Consider the following 26267-nt stretch of genomic DNA (forward strand, 5'->3'; position numbering starts at 1 on the left):
AGCTTGGCAGTACTAATAGGCCGAGGGCTTGACCATTGCCTTCTTTGGCAACTGGCCTTTCCCACCTACCTCACCTTCTATTCGCTTCCCCCGCTTTATTCAGTTTTTAGGGTACAATCTTTATGCACCATTAGCTCAGTTGGTAGAGCACCTGACTCTTAATCAGGGTGTCCCGGGTTCGAGTCCCTGATGGTGCACCACTCAAGCTGGCTGCGAGCCAGTTTATGGCCCGTTGGTCAAGCGGTTAAGACAGCGGCCTCTCACGCCGTTAACGTGGGTTCGATTCCCGCACGGGTCACCATCGGCAATCTTTTGATTGCCAAGATATTCCTCCTTAGCTCAGTCGGTAGAGCATGCGGCTGTTAACCGCAGGGTCGTTGGTTCGAGTCCAACAGGGGGAGCCAAAAGAAAAGTGCCGCCGCTATTGAAAATGAGCGGCGGTGCTTTTTTATATTTGGACCATTAGCGCAGTTGGTTAGAGCAACCGGCTCATAACCGGTCGGTCCGGGGTTCGAGTCCCTGATGGTCCACCAAACAGTGCAAATCCGAACTCAAAGAGTTCGGATTTTGCTTTTTATGCTCCACCAAAAACAGCCGATTCGCCCATTGGGCGAATCGGCTGTTTTTCCTGTTCAGAGACTCGAACCCGTGAGGGTCTGAGGGATAGGAGAATATGCCACCGGCATATTCTCCCCCGAAGAGGGGCGAAGCGGGTACCGCTAAGAATTTAGCGGTCGCTGAGCCGGCAGGTGCGTAGCACCTGTTCGAGTCCCTGATGGTCCACCAAAAACCGCCAAGCCTCAAAGAGACTTGGCGGTTTTTACTTTTTCACTTTTCATTAAGGAAAGTTGTACGGTAGAAGAGGACACCACAAAGAGAGAAAAGAAAAAAGATCTTCAGAATGAAAAGGACATATAGCTAAGAGTTCAAGATAAAAGCGTGTAGATTAGTCATAAAGGACGGAATTAAGCATGTGGTAGCTTCTGTTAACGGATAGCTTCCTTATTGTCATTCTAAGCCGCAGGCGAAGAATCTCGCCCTTTTGCCCTTTCTATGGGTTTGAAAGGCGAGGTGTTCTTAAAGAGAAGATGCTTTTTCAGGAATGACAAGCAGGAGCAAACTTTTTGGCTTCCTCTGCGGTTGGGCGCTTTTGTCAGATCAAACTGGCAAAGGTAGTTGGAACCTCGCTGTATCCAGCGCTGCGATTCCCCATGCTTTTTGAGCATTCAAACAAATGCTATATAAGTATTAGACATTTACAACCCCTCTGTGTAAAATGAAAGTATCGGAACAGAAGGAGCTCAAGGAGGAGTTGCAATGTCGGCGAATACGGAAAATAAAATGGGGACCGGGAAAATATCCAGGCTTGTGCTTCAGACAGGCGTGCCGCTGATGCTATCCTTATTGATCAATTCTTTGTACAATTTTGTAGACAGCGTATTTGTATCCCACGTGTCGGAGGATGCGCTGACTGCCCTTTCTTTGGCCTCTCCTGTGCAGATGCTGATGTCGGCGGTGGGCTGCGGTATTGCGGTGGGCTTAAACGCCGTGATTTCCAAAGCGCTGGGGGAGAAAGACAGGGAAGGCGTCAAGCGGGCCGCTTCCGCATCGCTGTTTCTGGCGTTGTGCGCCGGAATTCTGTTGGCTGTACTTGGGCTGACCATCGTTGCGTCGTATTTTAAGTGGCAGGCCGGTGGCAATGCTGTGATCGAAGAATATGGGACCGCCTATCTACAGATCTGTATGCTCTTTTCCATTGGTCAGATGGGGCAGTGGGTGTTTGACCGTATGGTGATCGCCAGCGGACGTTCCAGCTTGTTTTTACTGACGCTTTCCGCCGCCTCCATTACCAATTTGATTTTAGACCCCATTCTCATCTTTGGCTGGCTTGGCGTTCCTGCTATGGGTACTGCCGGCGCGGCATTGGCCACTGTGATCGGCCAGTGTGCTGGCTGTGCAGCCGGATTTCTGGTCAACCGCACTTTGAATCGGGAAATTCCCATTGCCTTTACGCTGAAGCCCAGCTGGAAAAGCATTTTCGCCATTTTGAAGGTGGGTATTCCCACTATGCTGGTACAAGGTGTTGTTTCGCTGCTGGGAATTGTGATGAATTCTATCTTAATTGGATTTTCCACCACCGCGGTAGCGGTTTACGGTGTTTGTCTTAAAATTCAGGGGTTAGCTACTGTGGGAGTTCATGGGATCACGCTGGGAGAGATCCTGCTGATCGCCTTCAATTTCGGCGCGAGGAAGCCTGAGCGGGTCCACGGGACAGTAAAATGGGCCATGTGCTATGGCTTTGGAATATTTTCCGTGTTTCTACTGGCATTGGAGTTGCTTCCTGCCGCGATCCTGCGACTGTTTGACGCTTCTCCGGAAATGTTTGCTGCGGGCATTTCCGCCCTGCGCATTTTTGCCCTGACCTGGCTTTTTTCCATTCCCGGTATGGTGCTGGCTTCAGCGTTTCAGGGCCTGAGTAAAGGCGGGTGCAGTATGGCGCTTACGTTGACAAAGCAGGCGATCCTGCCAACGGCTTTTGTGCTGGCGGCAGCCTCGCTTCACAGTCTGGAGCTTGTTTGGCTGGCATTTGCCGCAGCCGAGCTTTTATCGCTTCCTTTGGGGGTCATTCTGTGGAGGCGTGTTTCTGGTAAAACCCTTGGGGAAAACAGAACTGGAAAGCCTATGGCTCCGGTGCTAGCAGCTCGGAAATAGTTTCCAGAAATTTTTCCGCCGCCTTGGTCAAATGCTGATATTTTTTCCAAACCAGATGCAGGGAAAATGGCGTCTGATCCTTCAAGGGCCGAAATGTCAAGGGGCTGTTCCCGCTTACATTGATGATCCTGTCAAGGTCAAGGGCGTAGCCCATGCCTTCCTCCACCATGAGGGAGCCGTTAAACAGCAGGTTGTAAGAGCCCGCAATATTCAGCGGTCTATCCTCACTGTGCAGAATATCGGCAACGGTTTCATCGTGCAAGCTTTGCCGGGATACGATCAGCGGCTTATCCCAAAGCTCCTTCGGGTCGAGAATTTCGTATTTGGCCAGGGGAGAATCTTTCCGCATCAGCACGCCGTAGTGCTCTGTGCAGGGAACCTTCAGGGCGCTATATTTGGTTGTATCGATCACTCCGAACAGAAGTCCGAAATCAATGAGACCCCGATCCAGCTCCTCTGTCACAGTAACACGGTCGCCGCTGACAATATGTAGATGCACCAGTGGATATTTTTCCCGAAGCCTTTGAATTGCCCGCGGAAGGATCCGCACCCCGTCCAACTCTCCAGCGCCCACTGTAATGCTCCCGGCGATCGGCGCACTGGCGGCGGTGATCTCGTCCTCCGCCTTTTGCACCAGCTCCAGGATCTCTTCAGCCCGTTTCCGCAGGATCATGCCTTCCTCGGTCAACGTGATTCTGCGGTTACTCCGTACAAAAAGCTGCTTGCCCAGCTCCTCCTCCATATCCCGCAGCTGCCGCGACAGCGTGGGCTGAGATAAATGCAGCGCCTCCGCGGCGCCGGAAATACTCTGTTCTCTGGTCACTGCCAGAAAATATTGCAACACTCGAAGCTCCATAACGATCAGCCTTTCTATAGAAAGTAAAATCAGTATAGCAAAAATCGCTATGCTTGTAAAGCATGGCTGCTTATAAAATCAAAGTATTTGTTATTTGTGTAAAGCAGCGCTACAATAGAAGAAAGCAAAACAGCGGAAGGAGAGGGCCATAACAGGGCGCACGCCGCAGGCTGCTGGAGGAGCTGCACATTGTGCAGAAGCGTATTGACTGCCTGGACTACTTGCTTTATGAAATGGATTTGCAGCAGAAAAAGGGAAAGGAGTGATCCGCCGTGGGAAAGAAGCTTATTTTGCTGCTGACCGCGGTTTTACTGCCGGTTTTGCTGAGTGCCTGCGGTGCGGAGAAAGCGGGCGGAAACGATCGGGAAAGCAAGAGTTCCATAACAGAAAGGGGCCAAAGCACCACAGAAAGCGTGGCCTTTTCGCGGTCAGAAAGCGAAATACTGGATACGGAGCGGCTGCCGGCTGTGTCTGTCCCAGAGTCGAAACCGGCGGAGTCTTTGGAAAGCAGCATAAATTCAGAACGAGAATGGGAGGAAGCGGTTATGAAAATTACAGCAAACGGAATTTCATTTTCCGTCGAGTTTGTGGAGAATTCCTCCGCGAAAGCGTTTCGGGAGCTGCTGGAGCAGGGCCCGGTTACCGTTGAAATGCAGGACTACGGAAATTTCGAGAAGGTAGGCCCTTTGGGAACCAGCCTTCCCACCAACGATGAGCCCATCACCACCGAGCCGGGAGATGTGATCCTCTATCAGGGAAGCTCCATTACCGTATATTACGATACCAATCACTGGAACTTTATCCGGCTGGGAAAGATCCCGAATGTAACAAGAGAAGAGCTTTTGGAGGCCTTCGGCAGCGGCAGCGTCACCATGACCTTTACTTTAGAGAATAACCGCTTCACTTGGCAAAGACAACGATGTTCTGCAAAACCATGTGTGCCGTTTGTCAAACCCCGGTTAAGGAGGATTTTCCATGATTAGTTTTCTGAGTAAAAACCACAGCCTTCTCTGCACCGAAGAATATTTGAAGGTAGACGGCGAGAGGGTTCCCACCACGCCCGTGGAGCGAAATTTATTGCTGTATTTTCTCAGATATCCCAACACGGCACTGAGCCGTGAACGCCTTTTGCGGGAAGTATGGGGCTATGCGTTTCCCGGCAGCAGCCGCACGGTGGATTCTCACATCAAAAAGCTGCGCAGGGATCTGGGCAGCTTTGGCAGATACATCGTTACCGTTCATGGTGTCGGCTACCGCTTGGAAGCGGAGGCCCCGCTGATCTTCGGAGAAGAGCCGCAGTACAAAGCCTGTTAGAGGTGAGAACTATGTGGATCGCGATGATGGTAACGGGGATCGTATTGCTGGGTTCAGTAATTTTGTTTTGCCGTCTGCTGCTTCTCAGCATGCCCTACAGCGAGTGGGTCAGGGCCATGCGGAGAACAAGACAACGCCCCGAAGCTCCAAAAGATATCTTGAAATAGAATATTTGTTGGCAGGCTCAGTCGGTAAAGAAGTTGCTCTTTCAGCGGCTTTTCTTTTTTGAAGCAGCGTATCCGGAATAGAAACGGAGAAGTCAGGAACAATAGGAAGAAAAGCGAAAGGCGAAGAAAGACGATGTTTAAGCATGAAAAAATGTTGTTCCACCCGGTTGAGGTGGAACGTCCGAACCCCCAATACGCGGCATTGCTTCAGGAACAGCTGGGCGGAGCTAACGGTGAGCTGAAGGCCGCGATGCAGTATATGTCTCAAAGCTTTCGGATCAAAGATTTGGAAATCAAGGACCTCTTTCTGGATATCGCGGCGGAAGAGCTGGGGCATATGGAAATGGTAGCCCAGACGATAAATCTTCTCAACGGTCACGATATAGACGCGGCGGCGGTGCCCGCAGGCGAAATACAATCCCACGTGCTTTTGGGATTGAACCCCGGGCTGATCAATGCTTCCGGTTACTCCTGGACAGGCGATTACGTTACGGTAACAGGAGATCTCTGTGCCGATCTGCTTTCCAATATCGCCTCTGAACAAAGGGCAAAGGTGGTTTACGAATATCTGTACCGGCAAATCGAAGATAAAAAGGTGAAAGAGACCATTGATTTTCTTTTGAATCGGGAAGAAGCCCACAACGCAATGTTCCGGGAAGCCTTCAACAAGGTGCAGAATACCGGTTCAAACTGTGATTTTGGCACGACCAGGGCGGCGAAGATGTATTTCAGTATGTCTGAGCCGTCACCAGCGGACAATAGCTTTTCACAAACAGCGGTCACACCGCCGTCTTTTCAATAAAGCCCAGTTTGCAGAATATGGAAAACACAAATGCTCATTCCATGGAATGGGCATTTGTGTGCCCGGATTACATGTTTGCCGTGTGCCTAAGCGCGCCTTCGGCATACTGAGCACTTTCCGTGGATATAATAAAGAATATGAAGTATTTGAGAAAAATCCTTTTCAGACTGGCAAAAAGTCCAGAAAAAAGCAAAAAACGGAGGGAAGCTTATGTGCACCAGCATTGCGATGAAGCGTGATCATTTTTATTTCGGCAGGAATATGGATCTTCAGTATGAATTCGGAGAGCGGATCGTGATCACGCCCTGCAACTATCCCTTTTCCTTTCGCAAGGCGGGAGAAATGAAAAGCCATTATGCTATGATCGGCATGGCTACCGTAATGGGGGGCTACCCGATGTATGCGGAAGCTGCCAATGAAAAGGGACTTTGTATAGCGGGTCTGAATTTCCCGGACAACGCCTACTATTCCACCGTCATGGACAGCAGTAAGGCCAATATTTCTCCCTTTGAATTGATCCCTTGGCTTTTGGGGAGGTGCGCGAGTCTTGCGGAAGCAAGAAAGCTCTTGGAAAATACCTGCCTGGTAGCGATCCCCTTCAGCGAGAAGGTACCTCTTGCGACCTTGCACTGGCACATTGCGGACAAAACCGGTTCCATTGTTCTGGAGGCCACCGCTTGCGGTATGCGTATTTACGAAAACCCGGTGGGGATCATGACTAACAATCCGCCCTTTGAATTTCACATGCAAAATCTCTGTCAGTATATGAACCTCACGCCAAAGCAGCCGGATAACTGCTTTCATACGGTGACGGGCCTGAAGCCCTTCAGCCTGGGGCAGGGCAGCGTTGGGCTGCCGGGAGATTTTTCTTCCCCATCACGATTTGTAAAAGCTTCCTACCTGTTACTGAATTCCGACTGTAAAAAGGACGATGAAAGCAGTCTTACTCAATTTTTTCATTTGCTCGGCTCTGTTTCCATGGTGCGCGGGGCGGTGATTGTGCCGGACGGCAGATACGAGATCACCACCTATAGCTGCTGTATCGACGCGGAAAGGGGAATTTATTATTACACCACCTATTCCAACCATCAAATCACAGCAGTCAGTCTGCGTAACGTAAATCTGAAGTGCTCAAAGCTGATCGAATTTCCCCTTCGGAAGGAACAGCAGATCTTTCGGGAAAATTGACAGGCGGAAAAAGTGAAAATAGGAAAAGGCGCGGGGCCGGGGGAATTTTCCTTGTGCCCTGCGCTTTTTAGCGGGAAGCAAAAAATAGATTGACAAACGCCTGAGCTCCCACTATAATGAATACCCTGCCGATTTTGCGCTCTTTCGTGCCGTGTCAGCGAAAAAAGCGGAAAGCGGCGGGTGATATTCAAGGCGCGTACTCATCTTATGTGAACACGCTTGGCTACCCTGGGGGAAAATTCCTCCGGGGCACGTCCTGTTGGAGTGCCGTTACCACTTCTGAAAAAAGCAGTTTGCAGAACGAGGAAGGAGTGTTTTCATGATCGAGGTTTCCCATTTGCGAAAGACCTTCCGGGTGGCAAAGCGAAACGCCGGGTTTTCCCAGGCGGTAAAGGCCTTGTTTCACCGGGAGTACGAGGAGATCCACGCTCTGGACGATGTGAGCTTTTCCATCGGGGAGGGGGAGATGGTGGGCTATATCGGCCCCAACGGAGCCGGGAAGAGCAGCACCATCAAGATCCTCAGCGGTATTTTGACCCCGGACGGAGGCGATTGTCGCATCGATGGCAGGATCCCCTGGAAGGAGCGCCGAGAGCACGTAAAGCAGATCGGCGTGGTGTTTGGCCAGCGTTCCCAGCTTTGGTGGGATGTGCCGGTGATCGATTCCTTTGAGCTCTTAAAGGAGATCTACGACGTTTCCGAAGAGCTGTACCGGAAGAACCTTTCCCGGCTGACGGAGCTTTTAGACCTTTCCGAGCTGCTGCGCACGCCCACCCGTCAGCTTTCTCTGGGCCAGCGAATGCGCTGTGAGATCGCGGCTTCTCTGCTGCACAGTCCCAGGGTGTTGTTTTTGGACGAGCCCACCATTGGCCTGGACGCAGTATCCAAGCTGGCGGTGCGGGACTTTATCAAGGAACTGAACCGGGAAGAAAAGACCACGGTGATCCTTACCACCCACGACATGCAGGATATTGAGGCGCTGGCAAGCCGGGTGATCCTGATCGGGAAAGGGCGCATTCTGCTGGACGGCACATTGAGCGACATTCAGCGCGGGGGAGAAAGCATCGACCAGGCCCTGGCTGAGATGTACCACGAGCTGGATCTATAGGAGGCGGGGAAATGAAAAAATATCTTTCCTTCTTCCGGCTTCGGTTTGTCACAGGCCTGCAATACCGGATCGCCGCCCTGGCAGGGCTGGTGACCCAGTTTGTGTGGGGCGGGCTGTTGATTCTGGCCTATCAGGCGTTTTATCGTTCCGACCCTGACGCATTTCCCATGACCCTTCAGGCCACGGCCACCTACATTTGGCTTCAGCAGGCCTTTCTGGCGCTGTTTCAGCCTTGGGGCTTTGAAGGCGATATCTTTGAGTCTGTCCGCACCGGGAGCGTGGCATACGAGCTTTGCCGTCCGGTGAGCGTTTACAATATGTGGTTCGCCCGCACGGTGGCGAGGCGGGTCTCACAGGCATCTTTGCGGTGTATTCCGGTGCTGCTCGTGGCGGCGCTTCTGCCCGCTCCTTACGGCATCGCGCCGCCGCCCGATCTGGTCCAACTTCTCTGGGCACTGCTTTCCACAGTGCTGGGCACGCTGGTGGCGGCCGCCCTGTGCCAGCTCATTTACTTTACCGCCTTTTTTACCGTGGCGGTAGAGGGCGTGCGGGCCATTGCGGCAACCTTGACGGAATTCCTCTGCGGCCAGGTGATCCCCCTGCCGTTTCTGCCTGACGGCGTCCGGCAGGCGGTGGAGCTTTTGCCCTTTGCCTCTACCATGAACGCTCCTCTGCGCATTTACGCCGGGGACATTGCCGGCGCCTATCTCTATCAAACGGTGGCCCTGCAGGTGTTCTGGCTATTTGCCCTTGTTCTCATCGGAAAGCTGATGGAGCGTGCCGCCATAAAGCGCACCGTGCTGTTGGGAGGATAAGAGGTTTTCCATGGGAAAACCTCTGTGAAAGACCCTCGGCCTTGAGAAGGCCGTCTTTTCCTGCGGAAAAGCACCGGGTTTTTCACGGCGTTATCAAAAGAGCGAGAGAAGGCTTTTGAGAAAGGAAGGACTACATGAAATTATATCGAAAATATTTTGCCATTCACTTAAAAAGCGCCATGCAGTATAAGGCTTCCTTCTTTCTGGCGCTTTTGGGACAGGCCCTGGTGACCATCAACATGTTCCTGGGAATTTTTTTCCTCTTCCAGCGGTTCCACGTTATTGAGGGCTTTACCTACAGCCAGGTGCTGCTGTGTTATACGGTGGTTCTGCTGCAATTCTATGTGGCAGAGTTCTTCGCCCGGGGCTTTGATCGGTTCGATGTCATGCTGGGAAACGGTCAGTTTGACAGGATCTTGGTCCGTCCCCGGAACACGGTGTTTCAGGTTCTCGCCGGTCGGATCGAATTTACCCGGCTGGGCCGGGTGCTTCAGGTGGCGATCCTGCTGCCCTATGCCATCGCCACCTGCGGGGTGGATTGGAATTTCCCCAAGGCGCTGACGGTGATTTTCATGGTGCTGGGCGGGGCGCTGCTCTTCTCCGCCATTTTCGTGCTGTGCGCGGCCCTTTCCTTCTTTACCACCGAGGGGCTGGAAGTGATTAATGTATTTACCGATGGGGGAAAGGAGCACGGAAAATATCCCTGGAGTGTGTACGGAAAGCGGGTGCTGCAATTTACCACCTTTGCGGTGCCCTATGCCCTCACCCAGTATTACCCGCTGCTGTATCTTCTGGGCCGGGAAACCAACTCCTTTTTCATTTTCCTGCCCCTGTGCGCGGCGTGGTTCCTTCTTCCCTGTTACCTCATATGGCGGATCGGCGTGCGGCATTATAAATCCACCGGTTCTTAAGGCGTGATCCCCCTAAAGGAAAGGAGATATTGATGGTACTGGAAACTGAGCGATTGGCCCTGCGGGAGCTGAAGAAGTCTGATTTTTCCGCTCTCTGCAAAATTTTACAGGACGAAAAGACCATGTACGCCTACGAGGGGGCCTTTACGGACGAAGAAGTGCAGGAATGGCTGGACAGGCAGCTTGGCCGTTACGAACAGTACGGCTTTGGCCTGTGGGCGGTGCTTTTGAAGGAAACCGGAGAGCTGATTGGGCAGTGCGGGCTTACCATGCAGCCCTGGAAGGACAGTGAGGTGCTGGAAATCGGCTATCTCTTCCGGCGGGACTGCTGGCACAAGGGCTATGCCACAGAAGCGGCGACAGCCTGCAAGCAGTACGCCTTTGAAACGCTGGGGGCCAATGAGGTGTGTTCCATCATTCGGGACACAAACACCGCTTCTCAGAGGGTGGCCCTCCGAAACGGCATGACCGTAAAGGACAGCTGGACAAAGCACTACCGGGGCGTGGATATGCCCCATGACCGGTATGTAGCGGTCAAAGCAGAATAAAGTGAGGGAGAGCTGCTCCGCAAGGCCCGGAGACACCTCCTGCTTCTGCAAAACTCCCTTTTGGGCGTGATTACCCTTGTCATGGGAAGCCGCCATAAGCAAAACAACAAAATACCAAAATGTGAAACCACTCTGTCGGACTCAAAAGCCCGCGGCGTGGTTTTCTGCTGCGATAGCTTTGATTACCCTTGTCAGGCAAGACTGATTTTTACATTAAAATGAAATAGAATTGCCATTTCTGAGTTCGTTTTATACAAATATTCAACGATAAAATAATTGACTTGTTTTAGAAAACAGTTTATAATAGAAATATGTAATACGCACAGCCAAAATTTAAAGGAAGTTGCAAAACAAGGAAAAATCAGGAGGGTTTTCTCATGTCTAAAAACTGTCAAAGCTGCGGTGCGGTCTGCGGCGATGGGGAAGAAGTCTGCCGCCAGTGCGGGGCAGCGCTGCCGCCGCCTGTATCGGAAAATAAATCTGTCAAACTGTCGGTCTGGTCAATCGTTTCACTGACTGTCGCCATATTGGGAATTGTGTTTCTTGAATTGTTTTTTAAAGTTGGCGGGGGAATATTCATAGCTGCTTTTTTTGTTTTTAGCTTAGCTTCTGTGATATTGCCGCCTGTGGCAAAGAAAATCAGATGTGCAAAAAGGCAAAAGGGAGAAGCTTTTGAGATTATTGCCATCATAGTAGGCGGATTCGATTTTTATATGATTATCTTTGCTTTTACTCATCTTCCTCTTTTTATTGGTTATTTGGGCTGGGTCGTATGCGCCTTGGTCTATAAATTCATCTGGTGATTTCCCGCATTTTGGGCGTATCCCAGCGCTTGAGCAAATATCTTGAAAGGCACCAAATTGGAATTTGCAGAGCTAACGAATAGTAGCACCTTCTTGCCTCCCCTGAATAGGGGAAGAAGGTTGCTTTGCAACCTTCTGGGACCGCCGATAGGTGGTGGAGAGGTTCCAGCTCGCTGGAATTCTGCATAAAACCTGCTTTTTCTGCTATACTGTCGGAACCCCTCAGTCACGGCAAAGCCGTGACAGCTCCCCTTTCAGGGGTGAGCGCGTCCCGGTGGGACGCTGGTGCGAACCGACCGAGCCGACAGGCGAGAAAGCCATGGGTGTGCGATAAACTGTAATTTAGCGCTTATCCACCTGCTTTTCTCCTGTCATTGCTGAACAGAAAGCAAGGAAATCTTGCTCTCTCGGTGAAGAATCTCGCCCTTTGCCCTTTTATTCAGGCACTAAGGACGAGATTCTTCGTTAGAAAAGTGCGAAGCACTTTTTGCTTAGTAATGACAGAAGAGGGGACTTGCCTGCCCTTCACTGCTCATTGCTAATTACTCATTGCTCATTATCTCTGCGAAATCCAATACCCAGCCTCTAAAAAAGGAAGCGCCGCGAAGGAAAGTCTTTTGCGGCGCTTCCTTTTGCAGCTTACGCCCCAATTTCAGCAGGTGGGGAAAAATCGGTTGATTTCGAATAGCTTCCCGGATATACTGAAATTGTGATCACAGGAAGGAGGAAAGGCCATGCGGCTTTCCATTGAAGAGGGAGAACAATTTACAGAAACCGAGGTCGTTATTCGCTGCCGGAAAAACGAAGGACAGCTTACAAGGCTCATCAGCCTGCTGCAAAGCTTTGACAAAAAGCTTTCCGGTCAGAAGGACGGGCAGACCTACTTATTGGAAATGGAGCAGGTGCTGTATATCGATACGGCGGATAAAAGGACCTTTCTTTATACGGCCGAGGGTGTCTATGAAACGCCTCTGCGGCTGTATGAGCTGGAAGATCGTCTTTCCGCTGGTGATTTTTTCCGTGCCTCCAAGTCCTCCATCGTAAATTTTAACGAGATCCGCTCTCTGCGGCCAGATTTCGGCGGCAGAATGCAGCTCACCATGAGCAATGGAGAACAACTGATCGTCTCCCGGCAATATGTGCCCTATATCCGAAAAAAGCTGGGCCTGTAGCCCTGCCGGGAATTTTTGTTCAAGAATCCAAACCTGAGAAGAAAGGAAAGGTTATTCCAGTGAAAAAATTTTTTCAATTTGTAGTAGAATTCAAGTCCTGGCTTTGCCTGTGCTTTACCGCCGCCATGCTGATCTTTCTCACCGTCAGCTGGTTGGTGGGAGAGGAAACAGTAAAGATCGTCAGTCTGTTTCAGATTTTTCTGATGGCGGCGGGGATCACGCTCTTGCAGTTCATTTTTTTCTCCGGCCGGGTCATTAAAAAAATGCGGTATTCCCTGCGGCTTGTACTCTTCATTCTGCCTATGCTGCTGATCGTCACAGTCTGCGCAGTGTGGTTTGGCTGGGTTCCGGCCGGAAATCTTTCGGCCTGGATTCTGTTCTATGCGATTTTCCTCGTCTGCTTTGTTTTGATTTGCGCTGGGTTTGAGTTCTGCTTCTGGGTCAGTGCGAAAAAGTACGACGGACTTTTGGGGCAGTATCGGGAAAAACAGGAAAAGCGGGAAAAACATTCTTGAGTTTTTTCTTCTCTCCTCTTATACTATAGGAAGGAAAAGGGGAGAGAGGAATGACGCGGGAAGAACTGAACGCCGCTTTAGCGGAGACGGCCGAGACCCTTCGGGGCCTGGGCCTTCCTGTTTCTCATCAAATAGAGCCGGAGGTTCGCGTGAACAGCCGGGCCAAACGGCGGCTGGGCTGCTGCTATTTTCAAAACGGCCGCTATGCCGTTGAGATTTCCGCCATGCTGCTAGCGCAGCCGGAAAAGCTCAGGCAGACCCTGATCCATGAGCTTTTGCATACCTGCCCCGGCTGCCGGAACCATGGAGAGCGCTGGAAGGCCTATGCAAAAAAAGCGGGGGAAGCCCTGGGCTGTTCCATTCAGCGGCTGGCGCCCGTGGAGGGGGAAAGCGGCCCCCTGCGCCGGGATCCCATCAAATATGTGCTGGAATGCCAAAGCTGCGGAGCAAAAATCTACCGCTCCCGATTATCAAAGGCGGTCAAGCAGCCCTGGCGCTACCGCTGTAAATGCGGCGGGAAGCTGAAAAGGTCGGTGATCGGCGGTTAGGGGTTGTTTGAAAAAACGCAAACGCCGTCTTTTTGCCCAAAGCGGATGAATTCCTGCGTTGGAAATCCAAGACGGGCATCAGCCCGTCTTGTGGTCCTCCGCCTTGAAACCGTCTCGCCTTGTACAAAAATTCGGCATTTCCTCTATTTTCAAACAACCCCTAGTAAAAGGCTCTTGCCGCCGTAAGTTGACTTTTCCGCAAAATCCGGGTAGAATAATAAGGCAATACCGCACAAAGTACGGTATTGCCTTAAAAGCATCATTTTGTAACACTGCTACTTTGGAAGGCGGAATTTTCTTGAAAAAACTGATTGCCGCGCTTTTGGCCGGCTGTATGCTTTGCTTTTTGGCAGGCTGTAAAAATCCCGATTCCCTGCAGCTGGATCTGTCCCGGGGCTACGGAGAAAACCTGAAGCTGATCCATTTGAATGCCAGCACGGAGGAAAAGCGGGAGCGCATGGACGCCTTTGCCGGCGTTTTGCTGGACGCCAAGCCCCTTGAAAAGGATTTTTCCATGTTTGCCTATTATCCGGATTACTATTTGCAAATCACCGGAAAAGGGCTGGAATATACCTTAGACGATGCCGGCGTCATGCGGGAGGCTTCTCTCAAAACCGGCGAAGGCTTGTCTCTCACTGCCATTGTGGACGTCAACGGAGACTATGTGGATTTTTACCTGCCTGAGATCGATACGGCAGGAGCCTCCCCGGTGATTTATCGTTCCGCCATGTCCGCCGAAGCCTTCGTAAAGCTTGTAAACCATGCCTGAATGGAAAAGAAAAAAGAGCTTCCCGAAAACCCGGGAAGCTCTTTTGATCTGTACAGAGAAACCGCGCTTACGGTGCTCAGTCGCTGGTGTAAGGCAGCAGCGCCAGATGACGGGCGCGCTTGATCGCGACAGTCAGGGCGCGCTGGTGGTAAGCGCAGGTGCCGGTCACACGGCGAGGGAGGATCTTTCCTCTCTCGGAGATGAAGCGGCGCAGTTTAGCAACGTCCTTGTAATCGATAAATTCCGCGCGGTCTACACAGAAAGCGCAAACCTTTTTGCGGCCCTTGCGTCCGCGGCGGATCTCTCTTTCGGGTCTATCAGCCATAGCCTAAAAGCCTCCTTTATCACAAAATTACTTTGAGAAGTCTTTAGAAGGGGAGATCATCGTCTCCCAAAATCTCCTCAAAATCTTCATTGCTTCCGCTGGAATAGGCGGGAGCCGGTTCGGAAAATGCCGGCCGCTGTCCCACGGGAGCGCCATCGTAAGCCCCTGCCGCCGAACCGCCGCTTTCCCGCTTGGAGCCGGTGAAGCTGACGTCGTTTGCCACGATCTCAAAGGCAGTGCGTTTGTTGCCCTGCTTGTCCTCGTAATTTCTCGTCTGGATCGGGCCGGAAACAGCCATCATCTGTCCCTTGGTAAAATACTTGCAAACAAACTCGGCAGTGCTCCGCCACGCCACCACATTGATAAAATCGGTCTGCCGCTCTGTGCCGGCCTTGGCATAAGAGCGATCCACCGCAAGGGTGAAGCTGGTAACGGAAACGCCTGTCTGTGTGTTTTTCAGTTCCGGGTCGGCGGTGAGCCTTCCCATAATAGCGGCAATATTCAGCATAATCAGGCACTCACTTTCTTAAAAGCGGATCATTCTTCCGTGGAAGGGGCTTCCACGGCCTCGGCGGGAGCGGTCTCCACAGGAGCGGCTTCCACAGCCTCTTCCGCGATGGCCTCCACGTCGATGTGGTTCTCTTCAGCCTTCTGGGGCTTCTGAGGCTTCTGGGCGTTCAGGTGGCGGGGATCCCGCTTCACGATCAGCGTGCGCAGGATACCGTCAGTGATCTGGTACCGTCTGTCCAGCTCGGCGGTGAAGTCAGGCTCACACTCGAAATTGATCAGGGTGTAGTAGCCCTCGGTCTGCTTCTGAATGGGATAGGCGAAGCGGCGCTTCCCCCAATCGTCAACACTCTGCACAGTACCGCCGTGTCTCTCAATGAGAGACTTGAACTTCTCTACGAGCTCCGCGTTGCCCTCTTCGCCAAGCTTGGCGGAAGTGACGATAACGGTCTCATACAGGTTCTTTCCATCTGCCATTTGTATTGCACCTCCTTTTGGTCTTTTGGCCCCGCACTTTCAGTTTTGCGCGGAGCAAGGAGCTTTTTGGAAACTCCACGCCGCTTGAAGCACAGCTTCAAACAGCTTGACTATTATACCATAAACAGGGAAAAAGTCAAGGAAAATGAGAAAAAACAGGCGGACCTGGAAAAAATTCTCCCATGCCCGCGCAGCTTTCGGAAATGCATGATTTTTGAAATGTGCTGCGTTTTTTCTCAAAGCAGCAGAAGAATGGCGGTACGCAGTACAAAATAAGCGACAGCCACGCCCAGGGAGGCCATAGAATTTACGCCGCCCCTGATCTGCAGGGCCATGGCGGGATCGCCGTCTGTTCCCTCCGCCTTGATCTCCCGTGTGGTGGAAACGCAGTGATTCATGTACATTTTATTGCCCCGCACCCCCACAAAGATCATACAGGCAAAGATCAGCAGCAATACCAGAAGGGGCAGCATCAACTGAAAAAGAACGGTGGGATTTTGTGCCGCCAAAGTGGAGATGGCAAAATATTGCTCGTCAGTGAATAAATAGATCTGCGTTGGATCAAGTCCCGCCTGGGCAGCCAATGCCGTCATGGCGGGATAAGCCACCAGCCAGTTGGCACATTGGAACGCGAGATACAAAGCAAACATCAGCCCGGTGACCACCGCGCCGTATTTGTACTGCTTACGATACAGCATCCAGGCCCCGGAGAAGAGAAAAGCGGAGAAATTGAATTTGTTTTTTCCGGTTCTCTTCATATATTGAAATACGGGCATATAATAGGCGGTGTTCTGCTTGACAAGCTTTGAGGCGTCTCCAAAGGTGATATCGGCGTCCAGCACCTCCGCCGGACTGACGCCGCCCATGGGGTCAAACCCAAAGGGAGGCATCACAGGATTGGAATAAGCGGTTCTCTGCGCGGAAAAGGGCGGCGGCTGTGAGCCGGGAACAGAGCCCGTGGGTGGCGTGTTGCTGTATTTTTGCGGCTCCCCCAGCAAAGAAGTACCGCACCGGCTGCAAAAGAGAGAGCTTTTCCCGTTTAGGGTGCCGCATACAGGGCATTCCCGATCTTTGATCTCCGCCGTGGGATCAGGCGCCTTCGGCGGGGCGGGCGGAGCCCACTCCTTTCCTTCCTTATGCAGGTCTTCAAAAATGCATTCTCCAGCCTGATGATAGCATTCCCGGTGATAGGGCGCCCCGCATTCCGGGCAGACTACAATATCGTCGTCCTTCCCAAAGGGTACGCCGCACACAGGGCATTTGATGCCGGTGAAATCAAACATAGCGAAAGCCATTCCTTTTCCTAAACGATTTTTGCGGCGTCCGTGTTTTCCCATGATGCCGTTTTCTACCTTTTATTCTACACTTTTTTTTTCAAAGCGCAATGCGCATAAGCGCAAATTTTCAGATTGTTAATAATTATCAAAGAAAAGCGGTGAAGACTCTGGGAAAAAATGTTTACAAGTCCGGCAATTTTCGGTATAATAACTATAACTTTATTTTCCTGAAAACATGACAAGAACAGGATATCGAAAAATTCTCTTTTTTGACTTTTAGCGATAAAGGAAGGTTGCCGAAGCTTATGCTACAATTTGAAGAGTTAAAACGCCAGCTGGAGGAGCAGGAGAAACTTCTTGAAGAGCTGGGAGAGGCCCTGGGGCTTGAGAAGCTGCGGGAAGAGGTGGAGATGCTGGAACACAAGTCCGCCGAGCCCGGCTTTTGGGACAATATGGCTGAAGCCCAGAAGATCACTCAGCGCATGGCCGCTCTGAAGGGCCGGGACGAGACCTATCAGAAGCTCTGCGCCCGGGCGGAGGACGCCATGGCGCTGATCGAAATGGGGGACGAGGCCGAGGACCTGTCCCTGGTGCCGGAAGCCCAGGAGGAGATCGACGCCATCAAGGCTCAGGCAGAAACCATGCGGCTTTCCACTCTGCTCACCGGGGAATACGATAGCCACAACGCCATTCTCACTTTCCATGCGGGCTCCGGCGGAACAGAGGCCCAGGATTGGGCGGAAATGCTGTTTCGCATGTACAACCGCTGGGGAGAGCGCCACGGCTTCAAGGTTTCCACACTGGATTACCTGGACGGCGATGAGGCCGGCCTGAAAAGCGCCTCCATTCTGGTGGAGGGGGAGAACGCTTATGGCTATCTCAAAAGCGAGGCGGGCGTTCACCGCCTGGTGCGGGTCTCTCCCTTTGACGCGGCGGGCCGCCGCCACACCTCCTTTTCCTCTCTGGAGGTCATGCCGGAGATCGAGGAGGACAATTCGGTAGAGATCAATCCCGACGATATCAAAATGGAGGTCTACCGTGCCAGCGGCGCAGGCGGCCAGAAGGTCAATAAGACCTCCTCCGCCGTGCGGCTGATCCATATTCCCACCGGCATCGTGGTGTCCTGCCAGGTGGAGCGCAGCCAGTACCAGAACAGAGACGTGGCCATGAAAATGCTGATCTCCAAGCTGGTGGAGATCAAGGAGCGGGAAAACCTGGAAAAGATCTCCGATATCAAGGGCGAGCAGAAGGAGATCACCTGGGGCAGCCAGATCCGCTCTTATGTGTTCATGCCCTATACCATGGTAAAGGATCACCGCACTGGCTTTGAAACCGGCAACGTGAACGCCGTTATGGACGGCGAGCTGGATGGCTTTATCAACGCTTACCTGGCGGCGAAGAGTCAGGGCACCCTGGGAGAAAATATCGAATGATCTGGCGCGCTGCCGCTTTCTGAAAAAGAGGCAGCGCGTTTATGTATCAAAAGTGAAAAAGGAGGAAATTGTATGAAATTTGAAATCGTATCAGTAAAGGAAGATGAAAAAGAGATCCTCCGCAATTTGCTGGAAAAATACCTGTATGAGTTTTCTCAGTTTGAACTGGAAGACGTGAATCCGCTGGGGCTGTATGGCTATTCCTATCTGGACGGCTACTGGACAGAGGACGGCCGCTGGGCCTTCTTCTTAAAGGCGGACGGAAAGCTGGCCGGGTTTGCCATGGTCAACAACTACCCCGAGGCGGGGAAGACCGATTATTGCATGTCGGAATTCTTCGTGATGCACAAATACCGCCGCTGCGGTCTGGGCAAATGGGCGGCCTTCCAGCTGTTTGACAGGTTCAAGGGTACCTGGCAGTTGAAGCGCCACCCGAAGAACCTGCCCTCCGTGGCGTTTTGGGACCGCGTGGTGGGCGAGTATACCCAGGGAAGCTTCCATCTGGAAAGCATGGGCGGAAAGATCGCCTACTCCGACGGCACCCCCGGCGACGTGTTTTTCTTTTCCAGCTGAGTTTTGAGGTGAATTCTTAAACTTTTCCCTCTTTTCCGGTTTTTTCGGAAAAGAGGGTTTCCTTTTTGGAAAATTTATGGTAAACTGAATCTTGTTTGAAAAGAGTGAAAAGCGATAGCTGCGATTTTTCAAACATGCCCTGAACTGGGCCAAAATAAAACGAAAAACAGCATTGGCCCATTGCCGCTGGCAGGAAAACGCTGAAACGGCCTTTTCCTGCGAACAGCCCCGCTTCCGGCAGAACAGTCGAAGGCGTAGATCGCTGAATCACGGGCAGCGTCCGTGGTAGAAAGGATGGTAACAAAATGAGCACGGAAATGAACACAAGGCCCTTTGAAGAGTACGAATCCCAGGTGCGCTCCTACTGCCGCAACTTCCCCACGGTGTTTACCACCGCCAAGGGTCCCTTCCTCTATGATGAAGAGGGGAAGGAGTATATCGATTTCTTCTGCGGCGCCGGCGGCCTCAATTACGGCCACAATAATGATTACATCAAGGAAAAGGTGGTCTCCTATCTCCAAAGCGACGGCGTGATGCACGCCCTGGACATGTACACGGCGCCCAAGCGGGATTTTCTTACTTTTTACGAGGAAAAGATCTTAAAGCCCCGGGGGCTGAATTATAAGATCCAGTTTCCTGGCCCTACCGGCACCAATGCGGTAGAGGCGGCTCTGAAGCTGGCGAGAAAGGTGAAAAAGCGCCCCGGCATTTTCGCCATGATGGGCGGCTTTCACGGCATGACCCTGGGTTCCATCGCCCTGACTACCGACGCCTCTTCCCGGGCGGGGGCGGGCGTTCCCCTGACCAACGTGACCCATCTTCCCGCCCCGTATATGTTCCCGGAGCTGGATACCCTGAAGTATATGGAAACTCTGTTGACCGACGATCATTCCGGCGTGGAAAAGCCTGCCGCCATTATTTTGGAAACCGTTCAGGCGGATGGCGGCATCAATCCCTTCTCTGTGGAATGGCTGCGGGGCGTCCGGGACATTTGTGACCGCCACGATATTTTGATGATCGTGGACGATATTCAGGTGGGCTGTGCCAGAACCGGCTGGTTCTTCTCCTTTGAACGGGCGGGCATCGTGCCGGATATCGTGACTCAGTCCAAGTCTATCGGCGGGTACGGCATGCCCTTTGCCCTGGTGCTCTTTAAGCCGGAGCTGGATATCTGGGAGCCCGGTGAGCACAACGGCACCTTCCGGGGCTATCAGCTTTCCATGGTGGCGGCGAAGGCCGGCCTGGAAGTGATGCTTCAGGAGCATGTGGAGGAAAAGGTGCGGGAAAAGGAAAAGATCATCGCCCGGTATTTAGAAGAGATCAAGGCCATCGCACCGGAAAAGATTAAAACCAGGGGCATCGGCTTTGTGTGGGGAGTAGACCTCTGGCACTGCGACCCGGACGGCAAAACCTCTAAAGCGGTGCTGGACGAGTGCTTCAAAAACCGCCTGATCGTAGAGCGGGTAGGCCGTGGCAACGCGGTGATCAAGGTCATGCCCGAGCTGCTGATCGACGAGGAAACCCTGCGTAAGGGTCTGGAAATTCTGAAAAATGCGGTAAAAACCGTTTTGGGTTAGCGGCTTTTTGTTTGATGATACTTCCAGAGGTTTTGTATGAGCTATGTATATTTCCCAAGCTGTAATTTCACGGCGGCAAGCCCAGAGGCGGCTGAGAGAATCAAGGCGTTTTTGGAAAAAAGAATGCCGGTGGCGGGCTGCTGCCGCGTAGATCAAACAGATTATTCTGAGAAAACTGTGGTTTATTTCTGCCAGGCCTGCCGTGAAGTTTTGGAGGAGAAGGGGAACAGAAGGCAGAAAGCGGAAAACCTTTTCGTATACCTGGATCGTGATACGGAATTTTCCTGGCCCGATTACAGCGGCCTGACTGTCACGGTGCAGGACTGCTGGCGGGATCGGGAGCACCCGGAAATTTTTGACGCGGTGCGAAGCTGCCTGCGAAAAATGGGCATAGCGGTTCTGGAAATGGAGGAAAACCGGGAAAGCTCCGTATTCTGCGGCAATCTTCATTTTGTGCCGAGAAATCCGGAAAACCGGGAGTTGCTTGCCCGGTTCCCCGATACGCCGCTCTACAAGCTTCCGTCGGAAGCGGAAGAACAGCTGATGCGGGAACAGGTGGAAAAACATCCCTGTCCTTTGGCGGTCTGCTATTGCAATCGCTGTGTAAAAGGCGTCGTGACAGGCGGGGGAAAGGCTGTTCATCTTCTGGAGCTTGTCACGGAGACCTGGAAGGAATAGCGTTTTTATTAGGAAACAAACGAACCTGAAGGCATTTTTAGGCTTCAGGTTCGTTTGTTTTTTTGATAAGAGTAAAACAGTGAATTATAGCTTAACGCTCTAGTCGTTAGTTGTAAGATGTTAGTTGTTAGAGAGGAGCAAGTCCCCTTATTGTCATTCTGAGCGAAGCGAAGAATCTCGCCCTTTAGTAATTAGTTGTTAAGATGTTAGCCGTTAGAGAAGTACAAGTCCCCTCCTGTCATTCTGAGGAGCATAGCGACGAAGAATCTCGCCCTTTAGTAATTAGTTGTTAGATGTTAGTCGTTAGAGAGGTACAAGTCCCCTCCTGTCATTCTGAGGAGCATAGCGACGAAGAATCTCGCCCTTTTTCCCCTTTCTAAACAACTAACAACTGGCCTTCTCAGCTGCTCATTATCTTCCCTCACCACTGGCGGCTCATCTGCCAGTGTGCGATCTTCTATTCGGAGAACTTCATCCGGGGTCGCGATCTAACCTTGTAAAATTGCACAAATTCAAAAATCAGGCATCAAGATCTCTGCTTTTTGGAGAATATGACCTGTTTTTCTGCTGTTTTTAGGGCAAAAAATGCTAGGTTTTAAGCGGATTTAGAGAAAAGTAACAAAAAAGTAACTACTTTTTTCAAGAAAAGGGTGGACTTTTCAGCCCCCTCGCTATATAATTACCTGTAGAAGTGAACAACGTTTGTGAAAATTGCTGTGGTTTTTTACAGACGTCCGGAACAGAACCCCTGCAGGGGTTTTCCGGATAACAACGGCTTTGCCGTTGTTATGGGATCCTGGTCACCTTGTTACCGAGTACAGAGGAGGGATTGCCAAGAACTTTACCTTATGCTGGAGGGGGATCTTCCCCTGTACTACGAAAAACAGCTGTGTTCCTTTTGAGAGTGGAAGCAGCTCTGGGAGTGATGAGATTGAAGAAAGAAAACGCTGCTGTGATGCAGGCCCCAGTGAAAAGGCGCAGCTTTTTCAAAAGGGCGTTGGAGCAATGGGACCTTCAGGTTCTGGTTCTGCCGGGCATTATCTTGCTGTTGGTTTTCAGCTATCTGCCCATGTACGGCCTGGTTATGGCCTTCCAGGAATTCCATCTCGGTGATTTCCCCGGTATCAGCGAATGGGTAGGCCTCAAGCAGTTCCAATCTTTGTTTAGCGATCCAAACTTTTTCAAAACGTTGAGAAATACGTTGGCGATCAGCCTTTTGAAATTGACCATCGGTTTTGTTTGCCCTATTGTATTTGCGGTATTTCTGAATGAAATGCATCAGCAGGGAGTCAAAAAAGTGGTGCAGACCGTCAGTTATCTGCCTCACTTCATTTCCTGGACCGTATGCGCACTGCTGATGTTTGACTTTCTGGGAAGAGAAGGCGCGGTAAATGAAATGCTTTTGAATTTCGGCCTGATCAAGGAACCGATCGGCTTCTTTGAAACCGGAAGTTATTTCTGGGGACTGGCTCTCTTTACCGATATTTGGAAAGAGCTTGGCTGGAACTCCATCATTTACATATCGGCCATGGCCGGTGTAGACGCCGAGATGTATGAGGCTGCTGATATCGATGGCGCCACCCGCGCTCAGAAAATGTGGCACATCACCATCAAGGCAATCAAGCCCACCATTATCCTTCTCCTTATTATGAATGTCGGCGGCGTGCTGAACGCCAACTTTGACCAGATCATGATGCTCACGAAGAATATGGGCAACGCTCTGCTTACTGAGTATGCCGACGTCATCGATACTTTCGTGTTCCGCTATGGCGTTTCTATGGGCCGCTTCTCCTTTGCAACCGCGGCCGGCCTCTTTAAGGCGGTTATCAACTTTGTCCTGCTGCTCAGTGCAAACTGGATCGCGGATAAGGCCGGTGAAAGTGCGCTGTTCTAACAGAATAAGAGAGAAAGGGGGTTCTACCCAATGGCAGAAAATGTAAAAGTAAATAAGCATCATAAAATGAAAGTCAAAAAGGTAGCCAGCGATTATGTGATCATCATTCTCATGGTTGTGATCATGGTAGTTGTGTTTTGTGCTACTCTGTATCCCTTCCTGAACTCTCTGGCAATTTCCTTGAACTATGCTTCCGATACCACCTTGGGCGGCATTACGATTTTCCCCAGAAGGTTCACCATTGATAACTACAAGAATATTTTCGGCAAGCAGACCATCTGGATGGCCTACGGCATCACCATCGCCCGTACCCTGATCGGTACGATCGGCGGTTTGCTGATCACCGGCGCTATGTCCTTTGCCCTTTCCAGAAAGGTTCTGGCGGGCAGAAAAGTGTATACCATGCTATGCTTGATCCCTATGTATTTCGCTGGCGGTCTGATCCCCAGTTACTTCCTGATCAAGACTCTGCATTTGAATAACACGTTCTGGGTATATATTCTTCCTGCTCTGGTCAATATCTGGAATATGATCTTGATGAGAAGCTATTTCTCTTCTTCGGTTCCGGATGCGTTGGAAGAATCAGCTCGTATTGACGGAGCCAATTACTTTACGATTTTCTTTAAGATCTATTGGCCGGTTTCTACGCCTATCATTGCCACGATCGCTTTGTATTTCGGCGTGTACCATTGGAACGATTGGTATACCACCTACGTGTATATTACCGATCCTAACCTGAAGCCCATGACCTCGATTCTGCTGCAGATCGTAAACGAGGCGCAGTTCGCAGAGAGGCTGGCTGCTATGGGCGCCGATGCTTCCGCCATAGGCAACGCCGCCTTGGGCAAAGCCACCAATGTGCGTTCTATCACTATGGCCACCATGATCACCTCTATCGTACCGATCGTTGCCATCTATCCCTTCTTGCAGCGGTACTTTATTAAGGGTATTATGATCGGTTCCATCAAGGGATAAGCCTGTTGTAACCCGCAATGACATTCTTGTAATATGTCTTGCTTTTTGAAAAGGCTTCTGTTATAATCGACAGGCTGTCAATTTTTCGGTTCTTAGGGCACAAGCCCTTGGAATAAATATTTTTTATCCATTCTCTGGAATACAGAGAAGGAAACCAATTTAGGAGGATCAGAAAGATGAAAAAAAGAGTTTTGGCTCTGCTGATGGTCATCGCTCTGGTAGCCGGCGTTTTCGCGGGCTGCGGCGGCGATAATAACAGCAGCCAGGGCGGTACTTCCAGCACCGCCCCCAGCAAGCCGGCTGACGACAATCAGTCCAGCGCGGCTGATCCGGTGAATACCAATGTATCCACCGGCCCTGCGGATTGCAGTGAGCCCTATGATTTCACCGTGTATTACAACTACACCGGCTGGAACAAGACCTTCGGACAGGACGAGACTTCCAAGTACCTGTGCGACAAGTTCAACATCTCCGTCAACTGGTACGGACCTGACTCCGACCCCGACGCGAAGCTGAACCTGATGGTTTCTTCCGACGACCTGCCCGAGTCCATCATTCTGGATCGTGGCCCGATGCTGAACAAGATCGCCCGTGCTGGTCTGTTGCAGGATCTGGCTCAGTATATGTATGAGGGCAACACCTTTGAGCAGGACGTTACCGAAGGTGCCCGCGCCATGCAGGCTGTTGGCGGCGTTGTATACGGCGTACCCAACTGGTCCCGTAAGGGCGCGACCGGCGGTAACTATCAGTGGATCGTAAACACCGATACTTACGAGAAGGCTGGCTCTCCCAAGCTGGAGACCTTTGAGGATCTGCATCAGTATGCCCTGAAGGTGAAGGAGCTCAATCCTACCTCCTACAGCGGCCAGAGCGTATATCCCTTCTGGTGCACCCAGACCGATAACGCATACTATGTATACCAGCCCTTCTATCGTGCCACTGGTATGCCCAACATTATTGAGACCTTCTTCACCCAGGAGAACAGCACCATTCAGTACTGCCTGGAGAGCGAGAACTTCATCAAGGCTCTGAAGGAAGCCAACAAGTGGTTTAACGAGGGCCTGTTCACTGCAGAAGTCTTCACCGACAACCATGACCAGTTCCTGGAGAAAGTGACCAATGCTCGTCCCGCTCTGCTGTGGTACGATTTCTCCCAGGATTCGATCGAGCGTTTCCGTCAGATCGTTCATGAGAACACCAACAATGAAGTTTCTTATGAAGTTCTGGGCCACAAGCTTGGTCAGTTCCCCGATTCTCCTCAGTTCCCCCCCATGGAGGGCGTTGAGTTCTGCTACGGCGATGAGACCGGCGGTGTAGGCTGGAACGTAAACTGCATCACCAAGAAGGCTACCGATCCTCAGCGTATCTTCGACCTGTGGACCTACATGCTCACTCCTGAGTTCTCTGTTATTCTGCAGTATGGTCCCGAAGGCGGCACCATGCTGGATCATATCGATGAGAACGGCGCTCCCGTTCTGAAGAAGAATGAGTCTGAGTTCAGCACTGCTGAAAAGGACGCCACCGGCGCCTGGTTCTGGGCTCAGCCTGCTCAGTCCGACTACGTTGACGGCACCAAGTTTGCTCTGAACGATCAGCTGCCCGACGACAAGAAAGACTGGGTTATCGACATTCAGGCTCACCTGTGCTCTTATGATGAAGAGAATCCTCAGATCGGCCAGAAGTTTATGACCGATGAGAACACCGGCCTCGCTTCCGAGATCGATCCTCAGACCGACCTGGGCGTTGCGTTCCAGAGCCTGAAGGATAAGTCCAAGGAAATGCTGCCGAAGATCATCATGGCGAAGGACGATGCCGAGTTTGACAAACTCGTGCAGGAAACCCTCGACTTCATGAAGAGCAATGGCCAGTCCGACGAAGTGTGCAAGGTCTTCCAGGCCAAGCACGACGCCAACATCGAAGCTCAGGGCTTCAGTGCCTACAGCGCCGAGTATGACGTTTACAAGCTGAACAAGTAATTTCACTGGTGGATTTCACAGGTGATTTCACCTTTACGGCTTAAACACAATAAGCACTGAAAAGCGGACGGCTGCCAACAGGCAGCCGTTTGTTTTTTCGTTAGTTGTGAGAAATCAGTTGCTTGGAAAGGACGTAAGGACAATAAACAATGAGGAATGAGCAGTTAGAGGTCAAGGCCCCAGTTGTGCTAAATTGGAATTTAGCGGTTATTCGCTCACTCTCCACCCTGTCATTCTGAACGAAGTGAAGAATCTCGTCCTTCTTCCTTTTCCCGGAATAAAGGTCGAGATTCTTCGTCACTATGTTCCTCAGAATGACAGTGGGGAACTGTTCGGTAAATTGGAAT

27 protein-coding genes, 4 tRNA genes and 1 pseudogene are annotated in these 26267 nt (G+C 51.5%); 26 read left to right on the top strand and 6 right to left on the bottom strand.

The features are described 5' to 3' along the window. The first annotated feature begins 124 nt into the window (after positions 1-124). The 5 genes from U8T64_RS13545 (at position 125) to U8T64_RS13565 (ending at position 2712) form a co-directional block, all read left to right on the top strand. Positions 125-200, top strand: a tRNA-Lys gene (locus U8T64_RS13545). 26 nt (positions 201-226) lie between these two features. Further along, positions 227-301, top strand: a tRNA-Glu gene (locus U8T64_RS13550). Between the two features lie 27 nt (positions 302-328). Next, positions 329-404, top strand: a tRNA-Asn gene (locus U8T64_RS13555). Between the two features lie 52 nt (positions 405-456). Next, positions 457-533: transfer RNA gene (locus U8T64_RS13560), tRNA-Ile, on the top strand. Positions 534-1317: 784 nt separating this feature from the next. Then, on the top strand, positions 1318-2712 hold the full coding sequence (locus U8T64_RS13565; RefSeq protein WP_322184334.1) for an MATE family efflux transporter: 1395 nt from the start codon (positions 1318-1320) through the stop codon (positions 2710-2712). On the opposite strand, the gene U8T64_RS13570 is transcribed toward U8T64_RS13565, so the two are convergent. Further along, entirely contained in the window at positions 2681-3568 is an 888-nt protein-coding gene (locus U8T64_RS13570) for a LysR family transcriptional regulator (RefSeq protein ID WP_322184336.1), read from the bottom strand. The genes U8T64_RS13565 and U8T64_RS13570 overlap by 32 nt on opposite strands. A 545-nt stretch (positions 3569-4113) precedes the next feature. Between U8T64_RS13570 and U8T64_RS13575 the strand changes: the two genes are divergently transcribed. The 14 genes from U8T64_RS13575 to U8T64_RS13640 all read left to right on the top strand — a co-directional run bounded on the left by U8T64_RS13575 (position 4114) and on the right by U8T64_RS13640 (position 14228). Beyond that, positions 4114-4551 (top strand): cyclophilin-like fold protein, encoded by a 438-nt coding sequence (locus U8T64_RS13575; protein ID WP_322184338.1) that lies wholly within the window; start codon positions 4114-4116, stop codon positions 4549-4551. Then, positions 4544-4882, top strand: a complete 339-nt coding sequence (locus U8T64_RS13580; RefSeq protein WP_322184340.1) for a winged helix-turn-helix domain-containing protein — start codon at positions 4544-4546, stop codon at positions 4880-4882. Before U8T64_RS13575 ends, U8T64_RS13580 begins: the two co-directional genes overlap by 8 nt. An 11-nt stretch (positions 4883-4893) precedes the next feature. Beyond that, the gene (locus U8T64_RS13585; RefSeq protein WP_322184341.1) at positions 4894-5049 is read left to right on the top strand and encodes a hypothetical protein; all 156 of its coding nucleotides are present in this window, start codon (positions 4894-4896) and stop codon (positions 5047-5049) included. Between the two features lie 133 nt (positions 5050-5182). After that, positions 5183-5851 carry a manganese catalase family protein gene (locus U8T64_RS13590; protein WP_322184343.1) on the top strand — a complete coding sequence of 223 codons (669 nt, stop codon included), beginning with the start codon at positions 5183-5185 and terminating at the stop codon, positions 5849-5851. Between the two features lie 210 nt (positions 5852-6061). Beyond that, positions 6062-7039, top strand: a complete 978-nt coding sequence (gene bsh, locus U8T64_RS13595) for a choloylglycine hydrolase (RefSeq protein ID WP_322184345.1) — start codon at positions 6062-6064, stop codon at positions 7037-7039. A 319-nt stretch (positions 7040-7358) separates the two neighbouring features. Next, the gene (locus U8T64_RS13600; RefSeq protein ID WP_322184347.1) at positions 7359-8147 is read left to right on the top strand and encodes an ABC transporter ATP-binding protein; all 789 of its coding nucleotides are present in this window, start codon (positions 7359-7361) and stop codon (positions 8145-8147) included. Positions 8148-8158: 11 nt separating this feature from the next. After that, positions 8159-8962 (top strand): ABC transporter permease, encoded by an 804-nt coding sequence (locus U8T64_RS13605; RefSeq protein WP_322184349.1) that lies wholly within the window; start codon positions 8159-8161, stop codon positions 8960-8962. A gap of 134 nt (positions 8963-9096) precedes the next feature. Next, complete coding sequence (locus tag U8T64_RS13610) at positions 9097-9873, top strand: ABC transporter permease (RefSeq protein WP_322184351.1); 777 nt, start codon at positions 9097-9099, stop codon at positions 9871-9873. Between the two features lie 32 nt (positions 9874-9905). Then, positions 9906-10421, top strand: a complete 516-nt coding sequence (locus tag U8T64_RS13615; RefSeq protein WP_322184353.1) for a GNAT family N-acetyltransferase — start codon at positions 9906-9908, stop codon at positions 10419-10421. Between the two features lie 377 nt (positions 10422-10798). Further along, positions 10799-11224, top strand: a complete 426-nt coding sequence (locus U8T64_RS13620) for a hypothetical protein (protein ID WP_322184355.1) — start codon at positions 10799-10801, stop codon at positions 11222-11224. Between the two features lie 734 nt (positions 11225-11958). Further along, on the top strand, positions 11959-12396 hold the full coding sequence (locus U8T64_RS13625) for a LytTR family DNA-binding domain-containing protein (protein WP_322184357.1): 438 nt from the start codon (positions 11959-11961) through the stop codon (positions 12394-12396). A gap of 59 nt (positions 12397-12455) precedes the next feature. Next, positions 12456-12911 carry a hypothetical protein gene (locus tag U8T64_RS13630; RefSeq protein WP_322184359.1) on the top strand — a complete coding sequence of 152 codons (456 nt, stop codon included), beginning with the start codon at positions 12456-12458 and terminating at the stop codon, positions 12909-12911. 50 nt (positions 12912-12961) lie between these two features. Further along, positions 12962-13459 (top strand): SprT-like domain-containing protein, encoded by a 498-nt coding sequence (locus tag U8T64_RS13635; protein WP_322184361.1) that lies wholly within the window; start codon positions 12962-12964, stop codon positions 13457-13459. Between the two features lie 298 nt (positions 13460-13757). Then, positions 13758-14228, top strand: coding sequence for a hypothetical protein (locus tag U8T64_RS13640; protein ID WP_322184363.1), 471 nt, complete (start codon positions 13758-13760; stop codon positions 14226-14228). 76 nt (positions 14229-14304) lie between these two features. On the opposite strand, the gene rpsR is transcribed toward U8T64_RS13640, so the two are convergent. The 4 genes and pseudogenes from rpsR to U8T64_RS13660 form a co-directional block, all read right to left on the bottom strand. Further along, positions 14305-14553: a 30S ribosomal protein S18 gene (rpsR, locus tag U8T64_RS13645; RefSeq protein ID WP_322184365.1), complete on the bottom strand. Its 249-nt coding sequence runs from the start codon at positions 14551-14553 to the stop codon at positions 14305-14307. 43 nt (positions 14554-14596) lie between these two features. Then, complete coding sequence (locus U8T64_RS13650) at positions 14597-15061, bottom strand: single-stranded DNA-binding protein (RefSeq protein ID WP_322184367.1); 465 nt, start codon at positions 15059-15061, stop codon at positions 14597-14599. 191 nt (positions 15062-15252) lie between these two features. Next, positions 15253-15537, bottom strand: a pseudogene (rpsF, locus tag U8T64_RS13655) (30S ribosomal protein S6); the annotation flags it as partial. Positions 15538-15773: 236 nt separating this feature from the next. Next, positions 15774-16820: an RING finger protein gene (locus U8T64_RS13660; RefSeq protein WP_322184369.1), complete on the bottom strand. Its 1047-nt coding sequence runs from the start codon at positions 16818-16820 to the stop codon at positions 15774-15776. Positions 16821-17119: 299 nt separating this feature from the next. Between U8T64_RS13660 and prfB the strand changes: the two genes are divergently transcribed. Together prfB and U8T64_RS13670 are read left to right on the top strand one after the other, a co-directional pair. Then, the gene (gene prfB, locus U8T64_RS13665) at positions 17120-18247 is read left to right on the top strand and encodes a peptide chain release factor 2 (RefSeq protein ID WP_322184371.1); all 1128 of its coding nucleotides are present in this window, start codon (positions 17120-17122) and stop codon (positions 18245-18247) included. 72 nt (positions 18248-18319) lie between these two features. After that, the gene (locus U8T64_RS13670) at positions 18320-18820 is read left to right on the top strand and encodes a GNAT family N-acetyltransferase (RefSeq protein ID WP_322184373.1); all 501 of its coding nucleotides are present in this window, start codon (positions 18320-18322) and stop codon (positions 18818-18820) included. Positions 18821-18836: 16 nt separating this feature from the next. Here U8T64_RS13670 and U8T64_RS13675 read toward each other — a convergent pair whose 3' ends face one another. Beyond that, positions 18837-19145 carry a hypothetical protein gene (locus U8T64_RS13675; protein ID WP_322184375.1) on the bottom strand — a complete coding sequence of 103 codons (309 nt, stop codon included), beginning with the start codon at positions 19143-19145 and terminating at the stop codon, positions 18837-18839. Here U8T64_RS13675 and ectB point away from each other — a divergent pair. The 5 genes from ectB to U8T64_RS13700 all read left to right on the top strand — a co-directional run bounded on the left by ectB (position 19126) and on the right by U8T64_RS13700 (position 25920). Next, the gene (ectB, locus tag U8T64_RS13680) at positions 19126-20397 is read left to right on the top strand and encodes a diaminobutyrate--2-oxoglutarate transaminase (protein ID WP_322184377.1); all 1272 of its coding nucleotides are present in this window, start codon (positions 19126-19128) and stop codon (positions 20395-20397) included. The two genes, U8T64_RS13675 and ectB, sit on opposite strands and share 20 nt — an antisense overlap. A gap of 36 nt (positions 20398-20433) precedes the next feature. Continuing rightward, positions 20434-21075 carry a hypothetical protein gene (locus U8T64_RS13685; RefSeq protein WP_322184379.1) on the top strand — a complete coding sequence of 214 codons (642 nt, stop codon included), beginning with the start codon at positions 20434-20436 and terminating at the stop codon, positions 21073-21075. Positions 21076-22000: 925 nt separating this feature from the next. After that, complete coding sequence (locus tag U8T64_RS13690; RefSeq protein WP_322184381.1) at positions 22001-22969, top strand: ABC transporter permease; 969 nt, start codon at positions 22001-22003, stop codon at positions 22967-22969. A gap of 30 nt (positions 22970-22999) precedes the next feature. Beyond that, complete coding sequence (locus tag U8T64_RS13695) at positions 23000-23944, top strand: carbohydrate ABC transporter permease (RefSeq protein WP_322184383.1); 945 nt, start codon at positions 23000-23002, stop codon at positions 23942-23944. Between the two features lie 176 nt (positions 23945-24120). After that, entirely contained in the window at positions 24121-25920 is a 1800-nt protein-coding gene (locus U8T64_RS13700) for a type 2 periplasmic-binding domain-containing protein (protein ID WP_322184385.1), read from the top strand. Positions 25921-26267: the final 347 nt, after the last annotated feature.

The organism is Neglectibacter caecimuris (assembly GCF_034335015.1).
GTDB lineage: Bacteria > Bacillota > Clostridia > Oscillospirales > Acutalibacteraceae > Acutalibacter > Acutalibacter caecimuris_A.